This window comes from Aeromonas sp. JL9 (genome assembly GCF_024436075.1).
GTDB classification, from domain to species: Bacteria; Pseudomonadota; Gammaproteobacteria; order Enterobacterales; family Aeromonadaceae; genus Aeromonas; species Aeromonas veronii.
The window spans coordinates 23,647-46,975 of sequence record NZ_JANFNV010000033.1; the positions used below are offsets into that span (position 1 = coordinate 23,647).

The window sequence follows — 23,329 nt, forward strand, 5'->3', positions numbered from 1 at the left end:
GTTGTCCTTAACGGGAGAAGAGGGATTGGTAGTGATCAGCCTTGAAACCCAGAGTCAGTTCGCCGTCACGGTCGAGCAGCGGGCGCTTGATCATGGCCGGATGTTCCAGCAGCAGGGCGCGCGCCTTGGCGGTATCGAGCCCCTGTTTGGCCTCATCCGGCAGGGCGCGGAAGGTGGTGCCGCGACTATTGAGCAGGGCTTCCCAGCCGAGTTTTGCCAGCCAGCTGTCCAGATCGTCCGGGTTCAGGCCGTCGGCGCGGTGGTCGTGAAAGCGGTAGTCGATACCGGCCTCATCCAGCCACTTGCGGGCTTTCTTGATGGTGTCGCAGTTCTTGATGCCATAGAGGGTGATGGCCATGGGGAGTCCTTCTCTTGTGGGCGCTGGCCGTGGCCGCGCCCGAAAATCCGAATCAACGCAGTGCAAGGGCCCGATTCTGGCATTGTGGCAATCCCATGGCAACGCCGATGGTCCGGCTCGCGGGTTTTACCGGAACTGGTCACACCTGAACGGCGATTTTGAGCACAAGGTCAGAAGCAGTGGGGCGGGCGTGCCCAATGGGGCGGCTATTGCGGGAGAAAAGCCGCTTTTGCAGGAGAAAAAGAGAAAGGGCAAACGCCAGATAGCCAAAACGCGCCAGCGGGCGCGTTTTGGTTGGCATCATCAAGCACCTCAATCAGTGCAGGGTGGTCCACTCATGGTCAAAGACCCGGGCCCGTTCCCAAGGTGCATCAGGCAGGCTGGAAGAGAGGCCAGTGTATTTGCCCACGTCGTCCACCACGATGGCGGAGAGGATCGGCAGGTTATTTTCGGTGCAGTACATGCGGATGCGTTGCAGCAGGGTGCGCAGTTCATCCTGGCACTGCTCCAGCCCGGCCTGCTTGGCCAGTTTGGAGTAACGAATGGTAGTGCGTTCCTTTGCAGACTCGACGAGGATGTCCCACAGCTTGTAGTCGCAGGTCGAAGCACCTGCGGTGGCTTGGCTTGTCATAACTCTCTCCGGCGCGAAATGGTCGCTATGTGTCGAAGCGCATCTTCGCCAGTTCGGCGCCGTCAGATGTTGATCCAACGCAAAAAAGAGGGGAGTCGCGTCACACAATTCCCGGATATGGGGTGATAAAGGTTTTTCGGTAGTTGAAATAACGAAAAATTGTTACATGGCCGACATATTATGCTAATGAATCACGGTGACGGCACCTTTATTGATAGGGATCAAAGGCAAACAGTGGTCAGATCACTAGATTTCGCTCTTCGATAAATTTATCAGGAGTGAATATTGGAACTTTTATTCGTCTTGCTCGTTCTGGTCGCCGTGGTCTACGGCATTATCAAAGATTACAACCCGCAGGCGGTGCTGGCGCTGGCGGGCATGGCCATTTTTGCAGTGGCCTACTGGCTGGGGCTGCACCCCATTCTCCCCGCTGACAAGAGCACCGGTTTCGCCCTGTTCGACCTGTTCGAAGTGTTCAAGGGGATCTTCTCCTACCGCGCGGCGGGCCTCGGCCTCACCATTATGGCGGTGGCGGGTTTTGCCACCTACATGTCCCATATCGGGGCCTCCCAGGCGCTGGTGCGGGTGGCGGTCAAACCGGTGGCGGGCATCCAGTCCAGCTACCTGATGCTATCTATCTGCTATCTGGTGGCGGTATTCGTTTCTCTGTTCGTTACCTCCGCTACCGGCCTTGGCCTGCTGTTGATGGTCACCATGTATCCGGTGATGCGCAACCTCGGCATCAGCCCGGCCTCCGCTTGTGGCGTCATCGCCACCTCCCAGGCGTTCGAGATTGGCCCGACCCAGACCAACGCCATCTTCTCCGCCGGCCAATCCGGCATGGATCCGACCAGCTATTTCGTCGACTACCAGATCTGGCTGGTGGCCCCCATGCTGCTGGTGACCATGGTGCTGCACTTCTTCTGGCAGCGTCACTGCGATCGCAAGGATGGTTGGGATCCGGCGCTGCATCGCGGCGATCACGCCGAGCTGGACGAGCAGGGCACCGAGAGCGTGCAGGCGCCTACCTGGTATGCCCTGCTGCCGATCATCCCCTTCGTGCTGATGATGACCTTCTCCAAGCTGCTGGTGAGCGATATCAAGATGAGCGTGGAGGTGGCTATGCTGCTGTCGGTCTTTATCGGCATGCTGTGCGAGCTGCTGCGTAGCCGCTCGGTGCGTACCGCGTTTGCCGGGCTGTCGAGCTTCCTCGACGGTATGGGCAAGGTGTTTGGCCCCGTGGTGGCGCTCATCGTCTGTGCCGAGCTGTTTGCCGAATCCCTCAAGGCCATCGGCGCCATCGATACCCTGCTGCACTCTGCCAGCAATGCCGGTATCGGCAGCGGTCTGATGACGCTGGTGATGGTGGCGCTGATCATGGTAGCGGCGGTCATCATGGGCTCCGGCAACGCGGCGTTCCTCAGCTTCTCGACCCTGGCACCGGCGGTGGCGGCCAAGTTTGGCGTACCTGCGGTAACCATGCTGCTGCCGATGCAGCTCGCTTCCAGTATCGGCCGCACCGTCTCCCCCATCGCGGCGGTGCTGATCGCCTGTGCGGGGATTGCCAAGGTGTCGCCCTTTACCGTGGTCAAGCGCACCAGCGTGCCGATGGCGGGGGCGCTGGTGACGGCGCTGACCCTCAACTATCTGCTGTTCATGTAGTGATGTGGGTTATGTAGTGGTGTTTGGAATTTACCGGTCGGGCGGGTGGCATGGCTGCCCGCCTTTTTCTCACTGTGTCGCATTGTTGCAATAGACGATCGGCCATCAACGCTGATTGTTGCATGGAGAAGATAATGACAGTTGTAAAGAGCCCGTTTTCCCTCGATAACTATCTGGCCGATTTGGCCCCGCTCATCAACCTCGATTGCGGTACTCGCACCCCGGCCGGAGTAGCGAAGGTGGCCGACATCATGACCGAGAAATATGAGGCCATCGGCTGGCAGGTGACTCGCCACCAGTTTGCTGCCGAGTGCGGCCCCTGCCTCGAGATCACCAATGCGCCGGGTGCCGATCACTACGACGTGATGCTGTGCGGCCACATGGATACCGTCTTCCCCGAGGGGACGGCGGCCAAGCGCCCGCTGAAAATCGAAGGCAATCAAGCCTTTGGCCCCGGTGTGTCGGACATGAAGAGCGGCCTGCTCTCTATCTGGTATGCCCTCAAAGAGATGGATCCGGCATTGCTTGCCAAGCTCAAGGTGCTGGTCTGCTACAACTGCGACGAAGAGATTGGCTCCCCCTGGTCCAAGGATTGGCTGGTGAAAAAAGCCAAACAGAGTGGCTGCGTGCTGGTGGCCGAGGCAGCCCGTCCCAATGGGGATCTCATCAGCGCCCGCAAGGGCAATGCCAAGTACCGCATCACCTTCCACGGCAAGGCCTCCCACGCCGGTTCGGCCCTCACCGAAGGGGTCTCTGCCATCACAGAACTCGCTCATTGGGTGCTGGCCATCAACGAGCAGGTCAACATGACCACGGGCACCACCATGAACGTTGGCGTGGTACAGGGCGGCACCGGTGTCAACGTGGTGCCGGACTTTGCTGAGGCGATCGTCGATCTGCGCTTCTGGAGCAACGAAGAGGCTGCGGCGGTGCACGATCGGCTCACCTTTATGGCCAACAACCCCTTCCTCGCGGGCTGCCGGGTCAAGGTGGATCGCCAGACCTTCAAGCCGGCGATGCGCCCGAGCGGTGACACCGAGGCGCTGATGGCGCTGGTGGAGGCGGCAGCCAAAGAGGAGGGGATCCCCTTCAACTGGCTGGAGGCCGGTGGCGGCTCGGATGCCAACTTCACCGCCGCCGCAGGTGTGCCGTCTCTCGATGGTTTCGGCCCCATGGGGGGCGGTTTCCACTCGGAGGCGGAGTTCCTGCTGCTGGAGAGCATCGAGCCGCGCATCCGCCTGCTGCAGCGGGTGTTGGGCAAGCTGGCGAAATAAGCCGGTTTATCCCTTGTTCGGGTCGTTATTTGCCCGCTCAAAACTGGTCTGCTTAAAACAGGCCCGTTCAAATCCAAACGGGAGGCTGCTGCCTCCCGTTTTTTTATCTCGATTTTCCGTGTGTTGAGGAGCGGGCCAGATAGTCTGAGGCCGTTACCCCTGTGGCTCGGCCAGATAGGCCAGATAGGCCAGATAATCCTGCCGCGCCACCTGCCAGCCATCGAGGCGCAGCGGGGCGGCAAAGCCCGGGCCGTCGGTCACCATGGTGTGGTACTCCCCCTGCTCGCCGCAGGCATCGAAGCCCTCGCGTTCGGCCAGTTGTTGTAACTCGGCGAGGGTGGCGGCATCGAGGGTGCGGCCAGTCCACTCGGGGGCCAGCACCCGGGTATCGACGCAGGAGAGGTGGGCGACGATGCCACGCGCCAGCATATCCGCCAGCAAGGCTTGACGAGATTGCTGCCAGAGCGGGGTGTGGACGGTGAGCCCCAGCGGGCGGCAGCGTTCGCGGATCCAGTTTGGTGCGCCGCCCACGCTGTCGATATCGCCGGTCACCACCCCGTCGAGGTTCCACTCCTGCTGCAAGCTGCTCAGCGCCGTCTCATAGCTCTGCTCGAACGGCGCTTCTATGGTGACCAGCAGATGGGGCAGCTCGAGGGCTTCCGCCTGAAGACGCACCAGCGGCAAGGGGTGAGCGAGAAATCGGGGCTCTGGTGGCGCAAAGGTGGCCAGTGCCACCACCTGATGGCCCGCTTGACGGGCATGACAGAGGGCCAGCATGGCATCTTTGCCACCGCTCCAGAGCAGGATGACGCGAGACATGAATGAGATTCCGGTGATGAACGAGGGGGCATGCTACCCAGCGGCGGGGGCAGAGGTAAAGGCATAGTGTCCGGAAATGGCTGCGGGGAAATGGTTGGGATAACAGAGCGGGGAAAAGAGCAGGCCCCCGAAGCGGGGGCCTGTATTGCAATAGCGTGGTAAATGCCGCTGCGATTAGAGCAGGATGCTGGTGAGGATAAAGCCCAGCGAGCAGGAGGTCACCACCCCGATCAGCCCCGGAATGATGAAGCTGTGGTTGATGATGAACTTGCCGATGCGGGTGGTGCCGGAGCGGTCGAAACCGATACAGGCCAGATCGCTCGGGTAGGTCGGCAGCACGAAGTAGCCGTAGCTGGCCGGCAGGAAGGCGATCAGCAGCTTGGGTTCGACACCCAGCGCCAGACCCATGGGGGCGATGGCGGTCAGGGCAGCGGCCTGGCTGTTTACCAGCTTGGAGATGAGGAACAGCACCAGGGCGTAGGTCCAGGGCTGGGCCTGTACCACATGGGCCAGGGTCTCTTTGAGCAGCGGCATGTGGGCTTGGAAGAAGGTCTCACTCATCCATGCCACCCCGAACACGGAGAAGATGGCGACCATACCTGCCTTGAAGACGGCACCGTTGGCGATTTCGCCCGGCTTGACCTTGCAGCGCATCAGGATGATGGCACCGGCGATCAGCATCATCATCTGGATCACCAGGTTCATGGAGAGCGGGCCGGTCTTGTCCTTGATGGTGAACACCGGACGCAGACCTTCGTTGGCACCGAGCAATACCACGGCAGCGATGGCGGCGAAGAAGATCCAGGTAGACCAGTAGGCCTCTTTCGGGAACTTGGTGTTGAGCAGGGTTTCACCACCACCGTAGATGAAGGCACGCTGCTCCGGGTCTTTGATCTTGGTCTGGAACTCTTCGTCCTTGTCCAGATCCTTGCCGCGACGCAGGCTCCACAGTGCCGCCACGATGACACCGGTCAGGGAGGAGGGGATGGCGATCATCAGGATGTCGAGCAGGCCGTAAGCCTGACCGATACCATGACCGGCCGCCAGAATGGAGACCATGGAGACCACGGCAACGGAGACCGGGGAGGCGCAGATGGCCATCTGGGAGGCAACGGAGGCCACGGCCATCGGGCGCTCGGGACGGATGTTCTTCTGCAGCGCGATGTCAGCGATGATGGGGAACATGGTGTAGACCACGTGGCCGGTACCGCACAGGAAGGTGAGGGTCCAGGTGGTGAGTGGTGCCAGTATAGTGATGTATTGCGGGTGACGGCGCAGCAGACGCTCGGCTACCTGCATCATCAGGTTGAGGCCACCGGCAGTCTGCAGGGTGGCGGCACAGCCGATCACCGCCAGAATGGTCAGCATCACCTGAACAGGCGGTTCGCCCGGCACTAGGCCGAAGACGAAGGTCAGCAGGAAGAGACCGATACCACTGATGAGACCGAGTCCCATGCCCCCAAAGCGGGTACCCAGCAGCAAGCAGCCGAGTACCACTAAAAATTCCATCAAGATCATTCCGTTACCTCGTGTGATTCAACCCATATTGCCGCGGGTAGCCTGAACCATGAATTGTCATTGTCTGTTTTATTTAGCCCAAAAGGGTTAGTTGCTATTCTGCTCCCCTGAAAAAGTGAAAAAATTGAGTTACTTCAATAACTCGATGAATTTTTGATTAAACCACTTAAAAACCACGTACTAACAAAAACATCATTTTTGTCACCAAGTGGTATCACTCGGGGCCAAGCCATCGGGTGGTCATGGTGGCAGCACAGAGCGGCAACAGAGCTGCAGGGGAGGGGCATAAAAAGGGCTCGATTGCGGCAGAAGAGGGTGAAAAAGCCAGCGCTCAGGCTATTTTTGCCAACAAGGGCTGACTTCGGCGGGTTGGCTCACTTGGCCGCAGGTGCTTGCTGCAGATAGCGGCGCTGATAATCCTCGCTCAGCTTGGCAATATCCAATCTGGCAATGGCCTGTGCCACCCGTTGCTGCAATGCCTGCTGATCGGGACTAAACATGATGTGCAGGCTCTTGTGTTCGAGGATCTTCGGGTGAAATTGCAATCCGGCGCTGCTCAGCTTGCGATCATGGTTGATGAGCCAGTGAAAGACATCCCGGTCGATCACCGCCAGATCGAGCCGGTCGCGCTGTAATTTGCGCAGGTTGAGCAGGTCGGAATCGACGGCGGCAGTGTTGAGGCGCTTGCTGGCCATCAGAGCATCGAATTCCTGGGTGTTGACGTACCCCTCCACCACGCCGATCCGGTAGGGGGCGAGATCCGTGAGCTGCTGCCAGGGGATGGGGGGGCCTGAGCGCTGCGCCATGCCCAGCACGCTGTCCCCCACGCTGGGGGAGCTGCGCCACAGGGTGGGCAGGGTGTCGGAGAGATACTCGGGAAAATAGCCGCTATAAGGCTGGGCTGGATCGGCCGCCAGCCGCACCGCCCGCTGCCAGGGGTAGAAGTCGAACGTCACCTCCAGTCCCGCTTCGGCAAAGGCGCGCTTGACGATATGACCGGTGAGGCCGCCATCGGGCAGGCTCTGGCTGGTGTAGGGGGGCCACTCCAGGGTGGTCAGACGAACGGGCTCGGCCCACAGTTGAACAGGCATGCAGGACAGCAATAGCGAAAGCAGCAGGCGATATCCCATAGGCGACGAGTTCCTTGTGCCGATTGATCCTGAGTATCACCCATAATGGTGACAATAAAAAAGCCGACCCACAGGTCGGCTTTTGCAATGCAGTGGCAAGATGCCGCTGATCAGAACTCGGCGGTACGCGGAGTACGCGGGAACGGGATCACGTCGCGGACGTTGCCCATGCCGGTCACGTAGACTACCAGACGCTCGAAGCCCAGACCGAAGCCGGAGTGCGGCACGGTACCGAAGCGACGCAGGTCGCGATACCACCAGTAATCTTCCTTGTTCAGGCCCATCTCGGCCAGGCGGGCATCCAGCACGTCCAGACGCTCTTCACGCTGGGAACCACCGATGATCTCGCCGATGCCCGGTGCCAGTACGTCCATCGCGGCAACGGTCTTGCCGTCGTCGTTGAGGCGCATGTAGAAGGCCTTGATATCTTTCGGATAGTTCTTCACCACCACCGGAGACTTGAAGTGCTCCTCGGCCAGATAGCGCTCATGCTCGGAGGAGAGATCGATACCCCAGGAGACCGGGAACTCGAACTTCTTGCCGCAGTTTTTCAGCACTTCGATGGCATCGGTGTAGTCGATCTGGGCGAAGTCGGAGGAGACGAAACGCTCCAGACGGCCGATGGCATCCTTGTCCACGTGCTGGGCGAAGAACTCCAGATCGTCGCGACGCTCGGTCAGTACGGCGTTGAAGACATACTTCAGCATGGCTTCGGCCAGTGCGGCATTATCTTCCAGATCGTTGAAGGCCACTTCCGGCTCCACCATCCAGAACTCGGCCAGGTGGCGGCTGGTGTTGGAGTTTTCGGCACGGAAGGTCGGGCCGAAGGTGTAGACCTTGGAGAGCGCGCAGGCATAGGTTTCGGCGTTCAGCTGGCCGGATACGGTCAGGAAAGCCTCTTTGCCGAAGAAATCTTCGTTATAGTCCACCTTGCCGGCGTCGGTGCGCGGCAGGTTTTCCATGTCCAGGGTGGAGACGCGGAACATCTCGCCGGCACCTTCGGTGTCAGAGGCGGTGATGAGCGGGGTCGCAACCCAGAGGAAACCCTCTTCGTGGAAGAAGCGGTGGATGGCTTGCGCCAGGCAGTGACGAACGCGGGTCACGGCGCCAACGATGTTGGTGCGCGGGCGCAGGTGGGCCTGTTCACGCAGGTATTCGATGCTGTGGCGCTTGGCAGCCATCGGGTAGGTGTCCGGATCTTCGACCCAACCGACTACCTTCACCTCGGTCGCCTGCAGTTCGAAAGCCTGGCCGCTGCCCTGAGAGGCGGCAACCACGCCGGTCACTTCCACGGAGCAGGCAGTGGTCAGACGCAGCACTTCATTCTCGTAATTGGCCAGGGTATTGGGGACAACTGCCTGTACCGGATGGAAACAGGAGCCATCGGAAATGGCCAAAAATGAGATCCCCGCCTTGGAATCACGGCGAGTCCGGATCCACCCTTTGACAGTTTGGGTGGTGCCGACCGGATACTTACCGGCCAGCACATCTACTACGGATGCGTGCGTCATCGAAATATTGTCTCCAGCTTGTTCTTGCAGCGCTATTTGCAACACTAGGGAGTCTGGCCCGGGCACAGATGGCCCACCATGGCAGACTAAGCCGTCAATCTTACCCGCGCGGGTTTGATAAACAAGCAAAAATGTCGGACTCTGGTGGGGTTTTCGGCATGGTTCACTCAACAAGAGTGTCACGGGCGCAGGAGAGGTGGGTGAAAGATCGGCGGCATGGGCCAGATTGGCTGACACGGGTGTTACAGGGGCTGGTGATGCTCTGCTGGGGCGGCTTTATCGTGCTGCTCTCCCTTTACCACTATGCCCGGCCCGAAATTGCCTACGGTTTTCTGGTTTATGGCGGGATCGAGGTGCGCGATTATTGGGACCCGGCCCTTACCCCCTGGCTGGTCTACGGGCTCTGGAGCTGCTGCGCCCTGACCCTGGCGGTGTTGCTGCTGGAGCGCAAGCGCAGCCGCCGTCAGGATGACTCCCGGCATGTCAATCTGGCCATCCTGCTATTGGTGCTGATCGCCAGCTTGCTCTTTTACTACGTCGGTTAAGCGCCTGCCTCAGCGGGGCTGATCCGGCTCCTGCCTGCTGGCCTTGGTGCGTTTGCCGAGCTGGCGCTCCACACTGTCGAGCATCTGGTTGTAGGCAACCGCCACTCGGCCAATCTCGTCGCCGTCATCCCCCTCCAGCCGGTGGCCGAAGTCGTGCAGGTCAGTCGCCTCTTCCATGGAGCGGGTCAACTGGTTGAGGGGGCGCACGATCCAGGTGCGGATGACCCAGAGGGTCAGCAGCAGTCCCATCCCGAAGATGCCGGTGAGGATCAGCGCCGAGGTGAGGATATTCTGCTCGACCCGGGTAAACAGCGAATCGAGGGAGTAGTCAAAGCGCACCGCACCAAGCACGGTATTCTCCGGCACCAGATGACAGCTGGTGCAGTCGGTGCCGCGAAAATCCTTCTTGGCCAGCAGCGGTCGGGTCACCACCAGACGGCTGTGCATGCCGTTGTGCACCACCTCCAGGCTCCCTTTGCCCGCCAGTGCCAGCTCATCAAACTCATCCTTTACCTGTTCGGTCTCCCGTCCCGGCCCGAACTGTTTGCTCACCGCGTCGCCACGAACGATGCGTGCATCCTCCACATGGGCGTGGTCGAGAAACTTGCCGCGCAGGGTATCGCGGGCATCCATCTTGCCGGTCAGCATCAGCATGTTGAGGCCGTCGAAATAGGCTTCGGTCTGCTCGCGGCTCTGCTCCTTGATGAGCGTCAGGATGAGATCGCGCTCGCGCACCGCCTGATAGGCGGCGGAGAAGACCAGTACCATGGAGAAGATGAAGAGCAGGAAAAAGTTGATTTTGGCAGCAATGGAGAGGCGCATGAGCAGTCTTTCTTGATGGTAAAACCGCAGCAGTTTACCCCTCTTGGGGCCTCAGGTCTGGTGTTTTGCTCACATTACGGCAAGTGAAAGCGCACTGAAGTGGATAAAGTTGCCCTCTTTATATATCAAATGCCGGTAGTCAAACGGGCGGCAGCGATGGCCGCCCGCTGCATGCATTAAAACTCGCCTTCGGCGATGGCCTGACGGATGGCGCCGGTCAATACCCGTAGCTCTTCAGGGGTGATGACGAAGGGGGGCATCAGGTAGACCAGCTTGCCAAAGGGGCGGATCCAGGCGCCCAGTTCGACAAACTTGCGCTGGATGCGCGCTACATCCACCCGCTCTTTCATCTCCACCACCCCGATGGCGCCGAGCACCCGCACATCCGCGACCGCCGGGTGCAGGGTCAGCTCTACCAGTTCTGTTCGCAGCTGATGCTCGATGGTGCGCACCCGCTCCTGCCACGGTGAGGCCAGCAGCAGATCGATGGAGGCGTTGGCCACCGCGCAGGCGAGGGGATTGCCCATAAAAGTGGGGCCGTGCATAAAGACGCCGGCTTTGCCGTCACAGATGGTGCGGGCGACATGCTCGGTGGTCAGGGTCGCCGAGAGGGTGAGGTAGCCGCCGGTAAGCGCCTTGCCCAGACACATGATGTCGGGGCTGATCCCCGCCCAGTCGCATGCAAACAGCTGACCGGTACGGCCAAAGCCGGTGGCGATCTCGTCGGCAATCAGCAGCACACCGAACTCGTCGCACAGGGCGCGCACCCACTGCAGGTAGCGGGGGTGATAGAAGCGCATGCCGCCAGCCCCTTGCACTATGGGCTCAAGTACGATGGCGGCGATCTCTTCGTGATGATCCGCCATGAGTGTCGCCAGCTCCACCACGCACTGCTCGTCCCACTCGGCGTGGAAGCGGCAGCTGGGTGCTTCGACAAAATAGTGCTCCGGCAGGAATCCCTTGTAGAGCTCGTGCATGCCGCCGTCCGGATCGCAGACGCTCATGGCGCCAAAGGTGTCGCCGTGATAGCCGCTGCGCAGGGCGACAAATTTGGCTCTGGGCGTTCCCTTGGCGTGCCAGTACTGCTGGGCCATCTTGAGCGCCACTTCCACTGCCACCGAGCCGGAATCGGCCAGAAAGACCCGATCAAGCCCCTTTGGAGTGATCTCCACCAGCTTGCGGCAGAGCTCGACCGCCGGGGCGTGGGTGAGGCCGCCAAACATCACGTGGGACATCTTGCCGAGCTGGGAGGTGGCGGCAGCATCCAGCTCCGGCACCTGATAGCCGTGCACGCAAGCCCACCAGGAGCTCATGCCATCCACCAGTTCACGGCCATCGCTGAGGGTGATGGTCACCCCTTTGGCGCTGGCCACTTCATAGCAGGGCAGAGGGTGAGTGAGGGAGGTATAGGGGTGCCAGATGTGGTGCAGGTCGAATTCTCGATTGGTCATTTGTTGTTCTGTTGTCAATTAGTTTGATCTGGTCGGTGTTGACAGTCTACGCGTGCTCTCTACACTAGCCAACAATTTCAGCCACTTGGCACTGCGCATCACCTTGAGCGCGCGGGCCCGGCGGCGGGTTCTGTGGCCGTCCATCCCAAGATGGCGGGCGCAGGATCCCACTAATAACAACCGGAAGCCATGTATGAATGCTCTCACCGCGGGCGGTCACGCCCTTCGTCACGACTGGACCCTGTCCGAGGTTCAGGCCCTGTTTGCCCTGCCATTCAACGATCTGCTGTTTCAGGCCCAGACCGTCCATCGTGCCCATTTCGACCCGAACGAAGTGCAGGTGAGCACCCTGCTCTCCATCAAGACCGGCGCCTGCCCGGAAGATTGCAAATACTGCCCCCAGAGCGCCCGTTACCACACCGGTCTTGAGGCCGAGCGGCTGATGGAGGTGGAAAAGGTGCTGGAGCGGGCCCGTGAAGCGAAGGCCAACGGCTCGTCACGCTTTTGCATGGGGGCCGCCTGGCGCAACCCCAAAGAGAAGGACATGCCCTACATCATCCGGATGATCGAGGAGGTGCGCGGGCTGGGGATGGAGACCTGCATGACCCTGGGGATGCTCACCGCCGATCAGGCGGCGCGTCTGGGGGCCGCGGGGCTTGATTACTACAACCACAACCTCGACACCTCGCCGGAGTTTTACGGCGAGATCATCTCCACCCGCACCTATCAGGATCGGCTCGATACCCTGGAGCATGTGCGCGGTGCCGGCATGAAGGTCTGCTCCGGCGGCATCGTCGGTATGGGCGAGCAGGCGAAAGATCGGGCGGGCCTCTTGATGGCGCTCGCCAACCTGCCGCGCCACCCCGAAAGCGTGCCGATTAACATGTTGGTCAAGGTGAAGGGAACGCCGCTGGAGGATCAGGAGAACCTCGATCCGTTCGAATTTATCCGCACCATCGCGGTGGCACGGATCATGATGCCCGCCTCCCATGTGCGTCTCTCAGCCGGGCGGGAGAAGATGAATGAGCAGATGCAGGCGATGTGCTTTATGGCCGGGGCCAACTCCATTTTCTATGGCTGCAAGTTGCTGACCACCCCCAACCCGGACGAAAACAGCGATATGCAGCTGTTCAAGCGGCTCGGCATTCGCCCCGCCCAGCGGGCCCAGAAGCCGGATCAGGTTCAAGAAGAGGAGCTGCTGGCCGAGGTGAGCCGCCAGAGCGAACCTGCCGAAATGTTTTATGACGCCACCCGCCCCCGTGCTGGGGCCGCCAGATCATGAAGGGCCCTGCAGTAACGGGCCCCTTTGCGCTGGGCGCGGCGCTGGCCGGGCGCGAGCAGGTGGGTCTGCTGCGCAACCGCATCGCGACCGACGGGGCGAGTGGCGGGCGGCTCAGGGTTGCAGGGCGCGACTACCTCAACTTTTCCGCCAACGACTATCTGGGACTGGCAGATCACGGCGCCATCAAGGCCGCCTTCAACGCGGGGATTGAGCGCTATGGTGCGGGCTCCGGCGCCTCGCCACTGGTGACCGGTTACAGCCGTGCCCACCAACAGCTTGAGGAGACCCTGGCCGAGTGGCTCGGGGTGGAGGCGGTGCTGCTGTTCAACTGCGGCTTTTCTGCCAATCAGGCGGTGCTCAAAGCGCTGCTCGGCAAGGAGCACCTGCTGTGGCAGGACAAACTCAACCACGCCTCTTTGCAGGAAATGGGCAGCCAGCTCCCCTGCAAGATGAAACGCTTCGGTCACAACGATATGGCGGCCCTTGAACGGCAGCTTGAGCCAAATCGCGGACTGATTGTCTCGGAAGGGGTGTTCAGTATGGACGGGGATCAAGGCCCCTGGCGCGAGCTCGCAACCCTCGCAGCCCAGAGCGGCAACTGGTTGATGATCGACGATGCCCACGGTCTTGGTGTGCTGGGAGCCGAGGGGCGCGGCACTCTGGCGGCGCAGGGGGTTCCTTCTGCCAGCGTACACATCCAGATGGGCACTTTTGGCAAGGCGCTTGGCGTCGCTGGCGCCTTTGTCGGCGGCAGCCGCGAGCTGGTGGATTATCTGGTCAACTTCGCTCGCCACTATGTCTACAGCACCCATATGCCCGCCGCGCAGGCTTGCGCGGTCAGCAAGAGCATCGAACTGGTGCGCGCGGCTGATGAGTCCCGCGCCCATCTTGGCCAGCTGATCGCTCGCTTCCGGCAAGGGGCACAGGCGTTGGGTTGGCAGCTTGGCGCGAGCAACACCCCCATCCAGCCGCTGCTGGTGGGGGAGAGCAGTGTTGCCCTGCAACTGGCAGAACGGCTGCGGGAGCGCGGCGTCTGGGTGAGCGCCATCCGCCCGCCCACTGTGCCGGTCGCTACGGCCCGGCTGCGCATTACCCTGAGCGCGGCTCACCGCGAGCAGGATGTGGATCGCTTGCTCGATGCCTTGGGGGTCTGCCCTGCTGTGACAACGGTTGGGGAGGCTTGCCATGGCTGAGCGTTTTCAAACGGTCGACAAGGCGCAGCTTGCTCGCCGTTTCGGCGCCGCCGCTCGTCATTACGATGCCCATGCCCACTTTCAGCAGGAGGTGGGTCAGGCGCTGCTGGAATGGATGCCAGACAGGCTGGTTGGCACTGATCTGACGGTGAGCGGGCTGGATCTGGGCTGCGGCACCGGCTTTTTCTTGCCCCAACTGGCGAATTGTTGTCACCAGCTGGTGGGGCTGGATCTCGCCCCCGGCATGCTGGCGCAGGCCGCCTTGCGTGGCAGCGGTGCTCGCCTGCTCTGCGGCGATGCGGAGCAGCTTCCTTTCGCCGATAACGCGTTCGACTGGGTTTTCTCCAGTCTGGCGCTGCAGTGGTGCGAGCGTCCGGCCCAGGCTTTTGGCGAGCTGCTGCGGGTGGTCAAACCGGGCGGCCAGATCTTTTTCTCGACCCTGCTCGATGAGTCGCTCTGGCAGTTGCGAGCCGCCTGGCAGCAGCTTGATGGTCGCGCCCATGTCAATCGCTTCCTCAGCCTGCCACAATTGGAGCAGGCGCTGGCGAGCGCCGGGGTATCTGCTCCCGAGCTGCGTTGTATCACCTGGGATCTCGCCTATCTTGAATTGCCGCAGTTGTTGCGCGATCTCAAGGGGATTGGGGCCAATCAGGTCAATGACAATCAGGGGAGTGCCGCCCCGGCCGGTCTGAGTGGTCGCGCCAGATTGCAGCAGCTGGCTCAGGCGTATGAGGCGTTTCGCCAGCCAGATGGCAGGCTGGTCGCCAGTTATCGGGTGTGCCTCGGCCGTCTCAGCAAGCCTTGCTGAGCGCCGGGAATCGCATTGTGTGCAGGGTAGTCAACGGGCCCTGCCAAGGAGAGAACCGTATGAAATCATTCTTTATCACCGGCACCGATACCGATGTGGGCAAGACGCTGGTGGCGCGTACCTTGTTGCGTGAATTCAGCGCACAGGGAATCAAGTGCGCGGGCTACAAGCCGGTCTCGGCCGGATGTGCCCGCACTCCGGACGGGCTGCGCAACCTGGATGCCGTTCTGTTGCAGGAGGCGGCGAGCCTGCCGCTGCCTTATGAGGTGGTCAATCCGTTCGCCTATGAGCCGCCGATTGCGCCCCACATCGCCGCCAGTGAGGCACGCCAGCCTATCACCATGCAGGGGTTGAGCGAGGGGCTACGCAAGATTGAACAGGCCGGGGCCGAACTGGCGGTAGTGGAAGGGGCGGGGGGCTGGTATCTGCCGCTCGATCGCAAGCATCTGCTGTCGGACTGGGTCAAGCAGGAGAACATGGCGGTGATCATGGTGGTGGGGGCCAAGCTGGGTTGCCTCAACCATGCGCTGCTCACCTTTGCCGCCATTCGCAATGATCAGCTGCCGGTGGCGGGGTGGGTAATTAATCGGCTCCATGGTTCCATGAGCCATTATCAGGAAAATCTGGACACCCTGAGGGGCTTGCTGCCTGCCCCCTTCCTCGGCGAAATTCCGTTTATAAACAATCCGCTTGAAGCCGATTTGCAGGGGCGTCTCGATATCTCGCCGCTACTTTGACGGCATATTCAGCGAACATTCATCGAATCTCCCTAGAATGTCGACATTAACATGATCAGGTGGGGATCCCGAGTGATCCCCGGTCATGTCCCTTATCTTCACAAGGAGTCTATATGAAGCGAATTATGCTATTCCTGGTGACCAACCTGGCCGTCATGCTGGTGCTGGGGGTGGTACTCAATATCCTGTTCTCGGTTCTGGGGATCAACAAGTCCAGCATTTCCGGGCTGTTGGTGTTCTGTGCCGTGTTCGGTTTTGGGGGTTCCTTTATCTCCTTGCTGATGTCCAAGTGGATGGCCAAGCGCAGCTATGGCGTCCAGGTCATCGAGCAACCCCGTAACGAGACCGAGCACTGGCTGGTGAGCACTGTGGCCCGTCAGGCCCGCGAAGCGGGTATCAAGATGCCGGAAGTGGGGATCTACGACTCTCCCGAGATGAACGCCTTTGCGACCGGCGCCCGCCGCGATGATTCGCTGGTGGCTGTCTCCTCCGGCCTGCTCTACAGCATGAGCCGTGACGAGGCGGAAGCGGTACTGGCCCACGAGGTTAGCCACGTAGCCAACGGCGACATGGTGACCCTGACCCTGATCCAGGGGGTAGTGAACACCTTCGTGATGTTCTTCGCCCGGATAGTGGCTGGCGTCATCAGCAACTTCTTCAGTTCCAACAACGAGGAAGAGAGCAGCAGCACCGGCGGTTTTGCCTACATGATCACCGTGTTCGTGCTGGAGATGCTGTTCGGCATTCTGGCCTCCATCATCGTCATGTGGTTCAGCCGTCAGCGTGAGTTTCGTGCCGATGCCGGTGCCGCCAAGTTGGCCGGTCGCGACAAGATGATTGCCGCCCTTGAGCGCCTCTCCCGCGGTGCCGAGCCGCAGCTGGAAGGCTCCATGATGGCCTTTGGCATCAACGGCAAGCGCTCCATGAGCGAGCTGTTCATGAGCCACCCGCCCATCGAGCAGCGTATCGCCGCCCTGCGTGGTTGATAGATACTGAATGACGGGGATACCCCGAATAAAAAACGGCTGCCTTCGAGCAGCCGTTTTGCTTTGCAGCATTCTTTAAAGCTTGAAGTGCCCCATCTCCTGGCGCAGTACCCGTGACAGCTGCTTGAGCTTGGCCGCCTCTTGCGACACATGGCGGGCGGCATCCCCCGATTGCTCGGAGAGAGAGGTGATGTTGCCGACGGTCGAGACCACCTCGTTGGCGGCGGTGGACTGCTCGCGCAGGGTGTGGCTGATCTCCCCCATCAGGCCGGTGAGGTTGGAGGCGTGGCTCTGGATGCTGGCGATCGCCTCGCCGGTCTGGTTGGCCAGCGTGACCCCGCGAGAGACGTTGTTGACCGTGTTCTCCATGCTGCGGATGGAGGCATCGGCCCCGCTCTGGATCTTGCTGATCATCCCGGTGATCTGCTGGGTTGAGGCCGCCGAGCGGCTGGCCAGATTGCGCACCTCGTCGGCCACCACCGCAAAGCCGCGACCCTGTTCACCGGCCCGCGCCGCCTCGATGGCCGCGTTGAGAGCCAGCAGGTTGGTCTGATCGGCGATGCCGCGGATCACCCCGATGATCTCCGAAATCTGCTGGGTATGGCCGTTGAGCTCGGAGATGGTGCCGGCTGCATCCCCCACTGTGGTGGAGATATTCTCGATGCTGCCGAGAGTCTCTTTAATGACCCCTGACCCCTCCTCCAGGGTATTGGCGGAGACCTTGCTCAGCTCGTCGGCATGGGTGGCGTTGTCGGAGAGGTGGCTGATGCTCACTACCAGCTCCTCGATGGCGGCGGCCATGGTCTGGGTGCTGGTTTGCTGATCGGTGGCAAACTGGGCAGTCTGCTCGGCGATCTGGGCGATGCTGTCGGCAGAGTGGGACAGCTCCTCGGTGGAGTGGGAGACCTTGGCGATGATCCCTTTGAGGGTGGTCTGCATGCCGCCGAGCAGACCGATCAGGCTCTCTTTCGATCCTGGCGGCACCTTGATGGGGCGCGAGAAGTCACCTTCCGCCATCATATGGAGATCGGTCTTGAGCTGTTCGACCGAGGTGCCCACCAGATCGAGCAGGGAGCGATAGGTGCGCCAGAGGAAGAACATCAACACCAGACCGAGGGCGATAAAGAGATAGCGCAGCATGTCGGTATTGGCGATGGCGCTCTCGACTGCCTCATGGTTGCGCTGCTCCATCATCACGTAGAAATCATCGATGGGGGACATGATGCGCCCCTTGTTCTGGTGATAGGCCTTGTCATGCATCATGGCGATGGCTTTTTGCTGGTTGGCAACCGGATCGCCATCGCTCTGCTGCACCAGCTTGAAGGCGGCGACCTCGGTGTTGACCAGCGCATCCGAGTTGTTTTTGGCCTCGTTCAGTTTGGCGAGCTCACCGTCGGTGAAACCGGCATCCTTCATCAGGTCGATCAGGCCACGGCGAACATTGCTGTCGGGGCGGGGATTCTGGCCGTTGGCGGCGACAAAGTCCCAGTAGATACGGTTGTAGCCATCCGGTCTCGGCTGTTCGCCGTTGCGAATGGCCAGGATCCGCATGTACTGCTGTTCGTAGGCTGGATCCTTGGTGATGACGTAGGTGCGCCCGAGTCGGGTCAGGTCATCGGAGGATTGGCGCAGCTCATCGGCCAGCAGGTAGGAGACATATTGTTGTCGATAACTCTCTTCCAGTTGTTTCCCCGCCCAGCTGTAGGCGAAAAACACCAGTGACAGCAGGATCAGGGTGATGACGGATAGCAGCAGGTTGAGCTGAAAGGCGGGCTTGTTCTGTTCCATGGTATGGGCGTCCTTTCCCTATGGCTGAGTGTCGTATGGAGCATCGCCAAGTCAATGGCTGGCAAGGCTTTTTGCTCTGAGAGTATAGGAAGGGAAACTCACTGATGAAGGCCGTGGGGACAAATTAAGGGCGGATCAGCTGAACAAGTGCGGATAAAGATGACCGCGCTCAATTTCTTTACCAACTGACAGTGAAGGAGTTGCTGATTTTCGCTTGCTGGAGGCGGGGGGCCTTATCGCCTCCTTGAAGAGTGGGGGAAACCAATGCAAGTTTTAGTGGAAAAATGCATTTTTCTATTTTTTGAGGCGATAGAGCGTGCATGCTGTTTGCGAGCGACTCAGAAACTGGCACCCAGATTGAGAAAATGCCTGAATTCGGTCTCTTTGTACTTTTGCTCGAGACCGACGAAATGCACTTCGCCATCTTCCCACTCCATTTCGCTCGACCAGGAGAGGCGCAGGTGGTCGTTGAAGTAGTAGCGCAGGCCCACGCTGCCGGTCACATCTCGATTCAGCGTGATATAGGGGGAAGGTTGATCCAGATAGAGCAGATAGCGCCCCTGACTGAACAGCTCCAGTTTTTCCCGCCATATCGGGATGGGTTGGCGATAATCCCAGTTCATGCTGGCAAAGGGATAGTCGATGATCCGGTTACCTTTGAAGAGCAACCCAATCCCGCTCTCTTCCCTGAAGTAGGCCTTGCGCAGACCCCCTTGTGCTACGAACTCCAGCCGACGGCGCTTCTCGTTCCAGAAGCGGTAACCCGGCCCGGTACCATAGTCGAGGCTGAGGTAGTTGCTCTCCAGCATGTCATATTCGGCATTGAGCGAGCTGCGCACAAACCACTGCTGATCGAAAAAGTAGTCAATGGTCGGGTTCAGCTTGTAGTCGTGGTTATCGGTGACGCTGTCAGACGTTTCGTAGGAGTACTCTCCGGAGAAACTGTAGCGCCAGTCCAGATTGGCCAACTCGGTCTTGCCCTTGAAGTTGACGTTGTTGGTGTGCTTGTCCTTGTGTTTGAGCTTGATGTTGAGATCGCCACTACCGGTCCAGAGCCAGGCCTTGCGTTCATCCTGCTCATCCTTGAAGAGGGTGAATCCACCTTTGGCGGTCGCCTTGGGTTTATCCTGATGCTCCAGCCGCCAGCGCTTGATGGCATCCCGCTTGACGGTAACGGCACCGGTATAGGGCAAAGAGATGCGTACCGACTCTTCGCCAATCTCTTCGATGGTACCGGTCAGACGATCGCCATTGTTCATCCAGAGAATGTCCTTGGCCCACAAGGAGTGACAGGCCAACAGGAGTAGGAGAGGCAGGTATTTCATGAGGTAAGGTGACTCCGGTGCGACTCGGGCGCTGCTGACTTAGCCACTGACAAGCTGGCTGCTGATGGGGCGGGGCAGGCCATTTTTGCTCTCCAGCGCCGCCGTCACCTCATCCTGCATCACATCAGGTGCGCTGATAAAGCTCTCTATGGCCGGTGATAGCATCAGCGGGGCGCCATTTTCAAGCTCCTCTTCGGTGCGGGAGAGCGGGGAGTGTACCTCCAGCCAGCGGCGACCATCCGGTTCGATGGCTACCTTGACCGGTTGATTGATGACCCGTACCGGCGTGCCGATCGGCACAATCTTGAACAGGGCCTCGATATCGTCAGGTCGCAGCCGGATGCAGCCTGCACTTACCCGCAGGCCAACGCCAAAATCCTTGTTGGTGCCGTGGATCAGGTAGTCACGCTTGCCGTAACCAAGGCGCATGGCGAACTTGCCGAGGGGATTCTCCGGGCCGGGGGGCACCACGGCGGGCAGGGTGATCCCTTTTTGCTCCAGCCAGGATTTGCGCACCATGGGGCCGGGTACCCAGGTCGGGTTGGGATTCTTCTCGATGACGGTGGTGGTCATCTCCGGAGTCTCGCGGCCGATATCACCAATCCCGATGGGCAGCACGATGACTTCGTTCTTCCCTTTGGGGAAGTAGTAGAGGCGCAGTTCGGGCAGATTGATGACGATCCCCTCGCGAGGCACATCAGGCAGCAGCATCTGGGTGGGCAGCGTCAAGCGGGTACCTGGATTGGGTAAATAGGGATCTACACCCGGATTTGCCTCAAGTAGCGCCAAAAATCCAATTTGCGTATTTTTGCCAACCAGTTCCAGATGTTCATTCTGTTGGATGATGTAATCCTCCAGCTCACCGATAAGGCGACTCCCGGCAGGTGGCAGCGGGTAGCGTTTGGCCTCTGCCGGCGCGGCGCAGAGCAGGATCGCTGCCAGTAGCATGGAAAGGGCGGGCGTTAAGGGTAGGGGCTTGAGTTTCGGCAATCGCATAAGGAGATCCATCAGTTCAATCGGGGCGGAACATCATCAACACAGCCGCCAGAATGGCGCGATTGTTCCTCAATCCGCCCATGATTACCAGCTTGTCGCGCACAAGCAATGATGTGGGGATACATAGGAAACCGGCCAAAATCGGCATCACCCATAAATTTGAGCGCCAAGCAGGAAAAAGAGACGCCTGATGGCAATGGGGCAATATCACGACGTGGATAATGGCCGGGTGTGCGAGCGGGTGGATACAGGGCCATACAAGAGTGGCCTCGCAACGTAAGCCGTGCGTAAAGCAATGTGAGCCTGCTCTCAGATATCTGATTCAGCCATTTGATATATAAGAAATTTTTGTTGCATCCTCGGCCCAGCTTGGGTAAAACTCTCTCCCCACGGAGAGATGCCGGAGTGGCCGAACGGGATTGACTCGAAATCAATTGTGGCAGCAATGCCACCCAGGGTTCGAATCCCTGTCTCTCCGCCAAATAAAAATCCCAATCAATTGAATTGATTGGGATTTTTATTTATGTGTGATTTTTGTTATGCCATCCACTATGCCAATTGATGTTGGCTAGTACGGAACTATCTCGTACCCTGTTGGACAATCTGGTTGATGTTTCACAGTAGTGCTCAGATAGTGATTAGTATTGATAATTGTCATAGGCTTCGCATGAGTTGATTTTGTTTGGCGATAAAATCAGATCACAAAAGAAGCCTTTTTTATATCAATTTCAATTGCTTGCTGCTAAAAAACCTGTGCGTGACTGCTTAATAGTCAGCTAGCCACATGTACATGTGGCTAACAAATCTCGCTTAGCTATGGTTTGGTTGCACATTTCCGGTTTCCAGTGGATAAAATCTTGGGCTTGCTCATTTGATGCCTTCGGAGACTCGACAACTTTGGCTTACCGAAGTTGATGATGGCTCCCCAACCAAGGTAACAAGGCCTTTACTGTTCCAAAGCATGAACACGCCTGCGATATTCACCCGGCGAGCAGCCAAACTCCCGGACGAAGGCTTTATGGAATGATGACTCGCTTGAATATCCGGCAGTTTCTGCAATCGTTGCAACCGCGACTCGCTCGCGAGATAGCAGCTGGGCAGCCATTTGCAAGCGCAACAATGTCAGTACCGCCGCGGGTGTGTTGCCAGACACTTCACGGAACAGATGGGCGAAGCTGGCGCGTGACATGTTGGCCTCCTGTGCGAGGGATTTCACCGACCATGGCAAGGCGGGGGTTGACAGCATTATCTGCATTACTCCGCCGAGGCGCGGGTGCAATAGCAGGTTCAACAGATGCTGTTGTTGCGGCGCATTATGTAGCCAGTTACGTATTGCCAGCGTCATCATCGCTGCGCATTGTAGGCTGCAAAGTGCCGTAAGGCCGGGTAAACCGCTTGAGGCATCATCTTGTAAAAGTGTAATGGTGTTCAGTAGCCAGTGATATTGCTTACTGTTGAGCTCAGGAACCAGCATCAACGCTTCCGGTAGTGTTGTTAATAAATGGCGTGAAGAGACGGAAAGGCGCAGTCTGCCGCAGACGATATGGGTATCAATATCTCCCTTCCGGCATAGACGATGAGCTGAGTTCTGCGGTAAAAAAACAACCGTTGCTGGGTGTAGCATCAGTCGTTCGCCGGAGGGCATTTCAAGCCAGGCAGCTCCTTGCGTCACGCTATGCCAGCGGATCACCGAGATTTCGCCTGCTGCATGTGGCAAATGCCAGTCACCGTTGAGCAGACAGTTTTTATCAATTGATCCCTGTGGTGTATTGAGCATCAGTAGACGACTGAGCACATCCATAAAAGACTCCAGTTCATCGTGGCGCAGTAAGGGACAACTATAGAGTCAATGTGTGGGAGCTATCTATATCAAAATTAGACGATAAGACAAAAAACATCGCATTGCGGACAAGAGGGAAATGGTGAATTTGGTTCATACTTATTGCCACCAATAGGATCTTACAGCGATAGGCGGCAACGAGAATGAATAGCTATCAGGCAATTATTATTGGCTTTGGCAAGGCGGGAAAAACCCTTGCGGCAACGCTTGCGAAAGTGGGCTGGCGCGTGGCGATGATCGAGCAGTCGAATACCATGTATGGTGGTACCTGCATCAATGTCGGTTGTATCCCTACGAAAACACTGGTGCACGATGCGCATGAAAAACTGGATTTCGCAAGTGCAATGCAGCGTAAATCAGCGGTAGTTGATTTTCTACGCGACAAAAACTTCCACAATCTCGCAGACCTAGACAATGTTGAAGTGATAAACGGGCGAGCGGAGTTTATTGATACGCATACAGTGCGGGTAGTGAAAGATGATGGAGAGTTGGAACTGCATGGAGAGAAAATTTTCATCAATACTGGTGCGCAATCAGTATTCCCAGATATTGCAGGCTTACAAACCACTCCAGGTGTGTACAGATCTAGTTATCACCTGACACCGGCCTCAAACCGGTGTCTTGTTTACGCTACTTTAGTGCGCACTTCCTTC

General features: G+C 59.0%; 22 protein-coding genes and 1 tRNA gene. 10 read left to right on the forward strand and 13 right to left on the reverse strand.

The features are described 5' to 3' along the window. Nucleotides 1-7: 7 nt before the first annotated feature. From NOM06_RS17930 to NOM06_RS17940, 3 genes are all read right to left on the reverse strand, one after another. Nucleotides 8-358, reverse strand: a complete 351-nt coding sequence (locus NOM06_RS17930; RefSeq protein ID WP_005337930.1) for an ArsC family reductase — start codon at nucleotides 356-358, stop codon at nucleotides 8-10. A 139-nt stretch (nucleotides 359-497) separates the two neighbouring features. Then, the gene (locus tag NOM06_RS17935; RefSeq protein ID WP_255912616.1) at nucleotides 498-662 is read right to left on the reverse strand and encodes a hypothetical protein; all 165 of its coding nucleotides are present in this window, start codon (nucleotides 660-662) and stop codon (nucleotides 498-500) included. A 12-nt stretch (nucleotides 663-674) separates the two neighbouring features. After that, the gene (locus NOM06_RS17940) at nucleotides 675-989 is read right to left on the reverse strand and encodes a hypothetical protein (protein ID WP_005337929.1); all 315 of its coding nucleotides are present in this window, start codon (nucleotides 987-989) and stop codon (nucleotides 675-677) included. A 285-nt stretch (nucleotides 990-1,274) separates the two neighbouring features. Here NOM06_RS17940 and dcuC point away from each other — a divergent pair, with 285 nt between their 5' ends. Further along, nucleotides 1,275-2,651 carry a C4-dicarboxylate transporter DcuC gene (dcuC, locus tag NOM06_RS17945; RefSeq protein WP_005350454.1) on the forward strand — a complete coding sequence of 459 codons (1,377 nt, stop codon included), beginning with the start codon at nucleotides 1,275-1,277 and terminating at the stop codon, nucleotides 2,649-2,651. Nucleotides 2,652-2,785: 134 nt separating this feature from the next. Beyond that, the gene (locus NOM06_RS17950; protein WP_255912617.1) at nucleotides 2,786-3,925 is read left to right on the forward strand and encodes a M20 family metallopeptidase; all 1,140 of its coding nucleotides are present in this window, start codon (nucleotides 2,786-2,788) and stop codon (nucleotides 3,923-3,925) included. 153 nt (nucleotides 3,926-4,078) lie between these two features. Here the strand turns inward: NOM06_RS17950 and NOM06_RS17955 are convergent, their stop codons facing one another. The 4 genes from NOM06_RS17955 to asnS form a co-directional block, all read right to left on the reverse strand. Next, nucleotides 4,079-4,744 carry an adenine nucleotide alpha hydrolase gene (locus tag NOM06_RS17955; RefSeq protein WP_255912618.1) on the reverse strand — a complete coding sequence of 222 codons (666 nt, stop codon included), beginning with the start codon at nucleotides 4,742-4,744 and terminating at the stop codon, nucleotides 4,079-4,081. Nucleotides 4,745-4,918: 174 nt separating this feature from the next. Then, entirely contained in the window at nucleotides 4,919-6,262 is a 1,344-nt protein-coding gene (locus NOM06_RS17960) for an anaerobic C4-dicarboxylate transporter (protein WP_255912619.1), read from the reverse strand. 374 nt (nucleotides 6,263-6,636) lie between these two features. After that, nucleotides 6,637-7,392: an ABC transporter substrate-binding protein gene (locus NOM06_RS17965; RefSeq protein ID WP_255912620.1), complete on the reverse strand. Its 756-nt coding sequence runs from the start codon at nucleotides 7,390-7,392 to the stop codon at nucleotides 6,637-6,639. 110 nt (nucleotides 7,393-7,502) lie between these two features. Further along, on the reverse strand, nucleotides 7,503-8,903 hold the full coding sequence (asnS, locus tag NOM06_RS17970) for an asparagine--tRNA ligase (RefSeq protein WP_043818544.1): 1,401 nt from the start codon (nucleotides 8,901-8,903) through the stop codon (nucleotides 7,503-7,505). Between the two features lie 200 nt (nucleotides 8,904-9,103). Between asnS and NOM06_RS17975 the strand changes: the two genes are divergently transcribed. Further along, the gene (locus tag NOM06_RS17975) at nucleotides 9,104-9,448 is read left to right on the forward strand and encodes a hypothetical protein (RefSeq protein WP_005359354.1); all 345 of its coding nucleotides are present in this window, start codon (nucleotides 9,104-9,106) and stop codon (nucleotides 9,446-9,448) included. Between the two features lie 9 nt (nucleotides 9,449-9,457). Here NOM06_RS17975 and NOM06_RS17980 read toward each other — a convergent pair whose 3' ends face one another. Together NOM06_RS17980 and bioA are read right to left on the reverse strand one after the other, a co-directional pair. Beyond that, complete coding sequence (locus NOM06_RS17980; RefSeq protein ID WP_005350472.1) at nucleotides 9,458-10,270, reverse strand: HAMP domain-containing protein; 813 nt, start codon at nucleotides 10,268-10,270, stop codon at nucleotides 9,458-9,460. Between the two features lie 176 nt (nucleotides 10,271-10,446). Next, entirely contained in the window at nucleotides 10,447-11,721 is a 1,275-nt protein-coding gene (gene bioA, locus NOM06_RS17985; RefSeq protein ID WP_255912621.1) for an adenosylmethionine--8-amino-7-oxononanoate transaminase, read from the reverse strand. Nucleotides 11,722-11,914: 193 nt separating this feature from the next. Between bioA and bioB the strand changes: the two genes are divergently transcribed. The 5 genes from bioB to htpX all read left to right on the forward strand — a co-directional run bounded on the left by bioB (nucleotide 11,915) and on the right by htpX (nucleotide 16,727). Beyond that, a complete protein-coding gene (bioB, locus tag NOM06_RS17990; RefSeq protein ID WP_255912622.1) occupies nucleotides 11,915-13,003 on the forward strand; it encodes a biotin synthase BioB in 1,089 nt (362 codons plus the stop codon). Next, nucleotides 13,000-14,196, forward strand: a complete 1,197-nt coding sequence (gene bioF, locus NOM06_RS17995) for an 8-amino-7-oxononanoate synthase (protein WP_255912623.1) — start codon at nucleotides 13,000-13,002, stop codon at nucleotides 14,194-14,196. Before bioB ends, bioF begins: the two co-directional genes overlap by 4 nt. Continuing rightward, entirely contained in the window at nucleotides 14,189-15,004 is an 816-nt protein-coding gene (bioC, locus tag NOM06_RS18000; RefSeq protein ID WP_255912624.1) for a malonyl-ACP O-methyltransferase BioC, read from the forward strand. Before bioF ends, bioC begins: the two co-directional genes overlap by 8 nt. Before the next feature lie 59 nt (nucleotides 15,005-15,063). Next, nucleotides 15,064-15,741 (forward strand): dethiobiotin synthase, encoded by a 678-nt coding sequence (gene bioD / locus NOM06_RS18005; protein ID WP_005337893.1) that lies wholly within the window; start codon nucleotides 15,064-15,066, stop codon nucleotides 15,739-15,741. Between the two features lie 113 nt (nucleotides 15,742-15,854). Next, nucleotides 15,855-16,727 carry a protease HtpX gene (htpX, locus tag NOM06_RS18010; RefSeq protein ID WP_005337890.1) on the forward strand — a complete coding sequence of 291 codons (873 nt, stop codon included), beginning with the start codon at nucleotides 15,855-15,857 and terminating at the stop codon, nucleotides 16,725-16,727. A 75-nt stretch (nucleotides 16,728-16,802) separates the two neighbouring features. Here htpX and NOM06_RS18015 read toward each other — a convergent pair whose 3' ends face one another. From NOM06_RS18015 to NOM06_RS18025, 3 genes are all read right to left on the reverse strand, one after another. Continuing rightward, a complete protein-coding gene (locus tag NOM06_RS18015) occupies nucleotides 16,803-18,515 on the reverse strand; it encodes a methyl-accepting chemotaxis protein (RefSeq protein ID WP_255912625.1) in 1,713 nt (570 codons plus the stop codon). Between the two features lie 338 nt (nucleotides 18,516-18,853). Then, nucleotides 18,854-19,840, reverse strand: a complete 987-nt coding sequence (locus NOM06_RS18020; protein WP_255912627.1) for a DUF481 domain-containing protein — start codon at nucleotides 19,838-19,840, stop codon at nucleotides 18,854-18,856. Nucleotides 19,841-19,879: 39 nt separating this feature from the next. Continuing rightward, nucleotides 19,880-20,788, reverse strand: a complete 909-nt coding sequence (locus NOM06_RS18025; protein ID WP_255912630.1) for a L,D-transpeptidase family protein — start codon at nucleotides 20,786-20,788, stop codon at nucleotides 19,880-19,882. Between the two features lie 439 nt (nucleotides 20,789-21,227). On the opposite strand from NOM06_RS18025, the gene NOM06_RS18030 reads away from it, so the two are divergent. Continuing rightward, nucleotides 21,228-21,317 (forward strand) — tRNA-Ser (locus NOM06_RS18030). Between the two features lie 465 nt (nucleotides 21,318-21,782). On the opposite strand, the gene rclR is transcribed toward NOM06_RS18030, so the two are convergent. Next, nucleotides 21,783-22,637, reverse strand: coding sequence for a reactive chlorine-specific transcriptional regulator RclR (gene rclR, locus NOM06_RS18035; RefSeq protein WP_255912628.1), 855 nt, complete (start codon nucleotides 22,635-22,637; stop codon nucleotides 21,783-21,785). Nucleotides 22,638-22,819: 182 nt separating this feature from the next. On the opposite strand from rclR, the gene NOM06_RS18040 reads away from it, so the two are divergent. After that, nucleotides 22,820-23,329 (forward strand): FAD-dependent oxidoreductase (locus tag NOM06_RS18040; protein ID WP_255912629.1); only part of this gene is annotated, 510 nt, incomplete at its 3' end.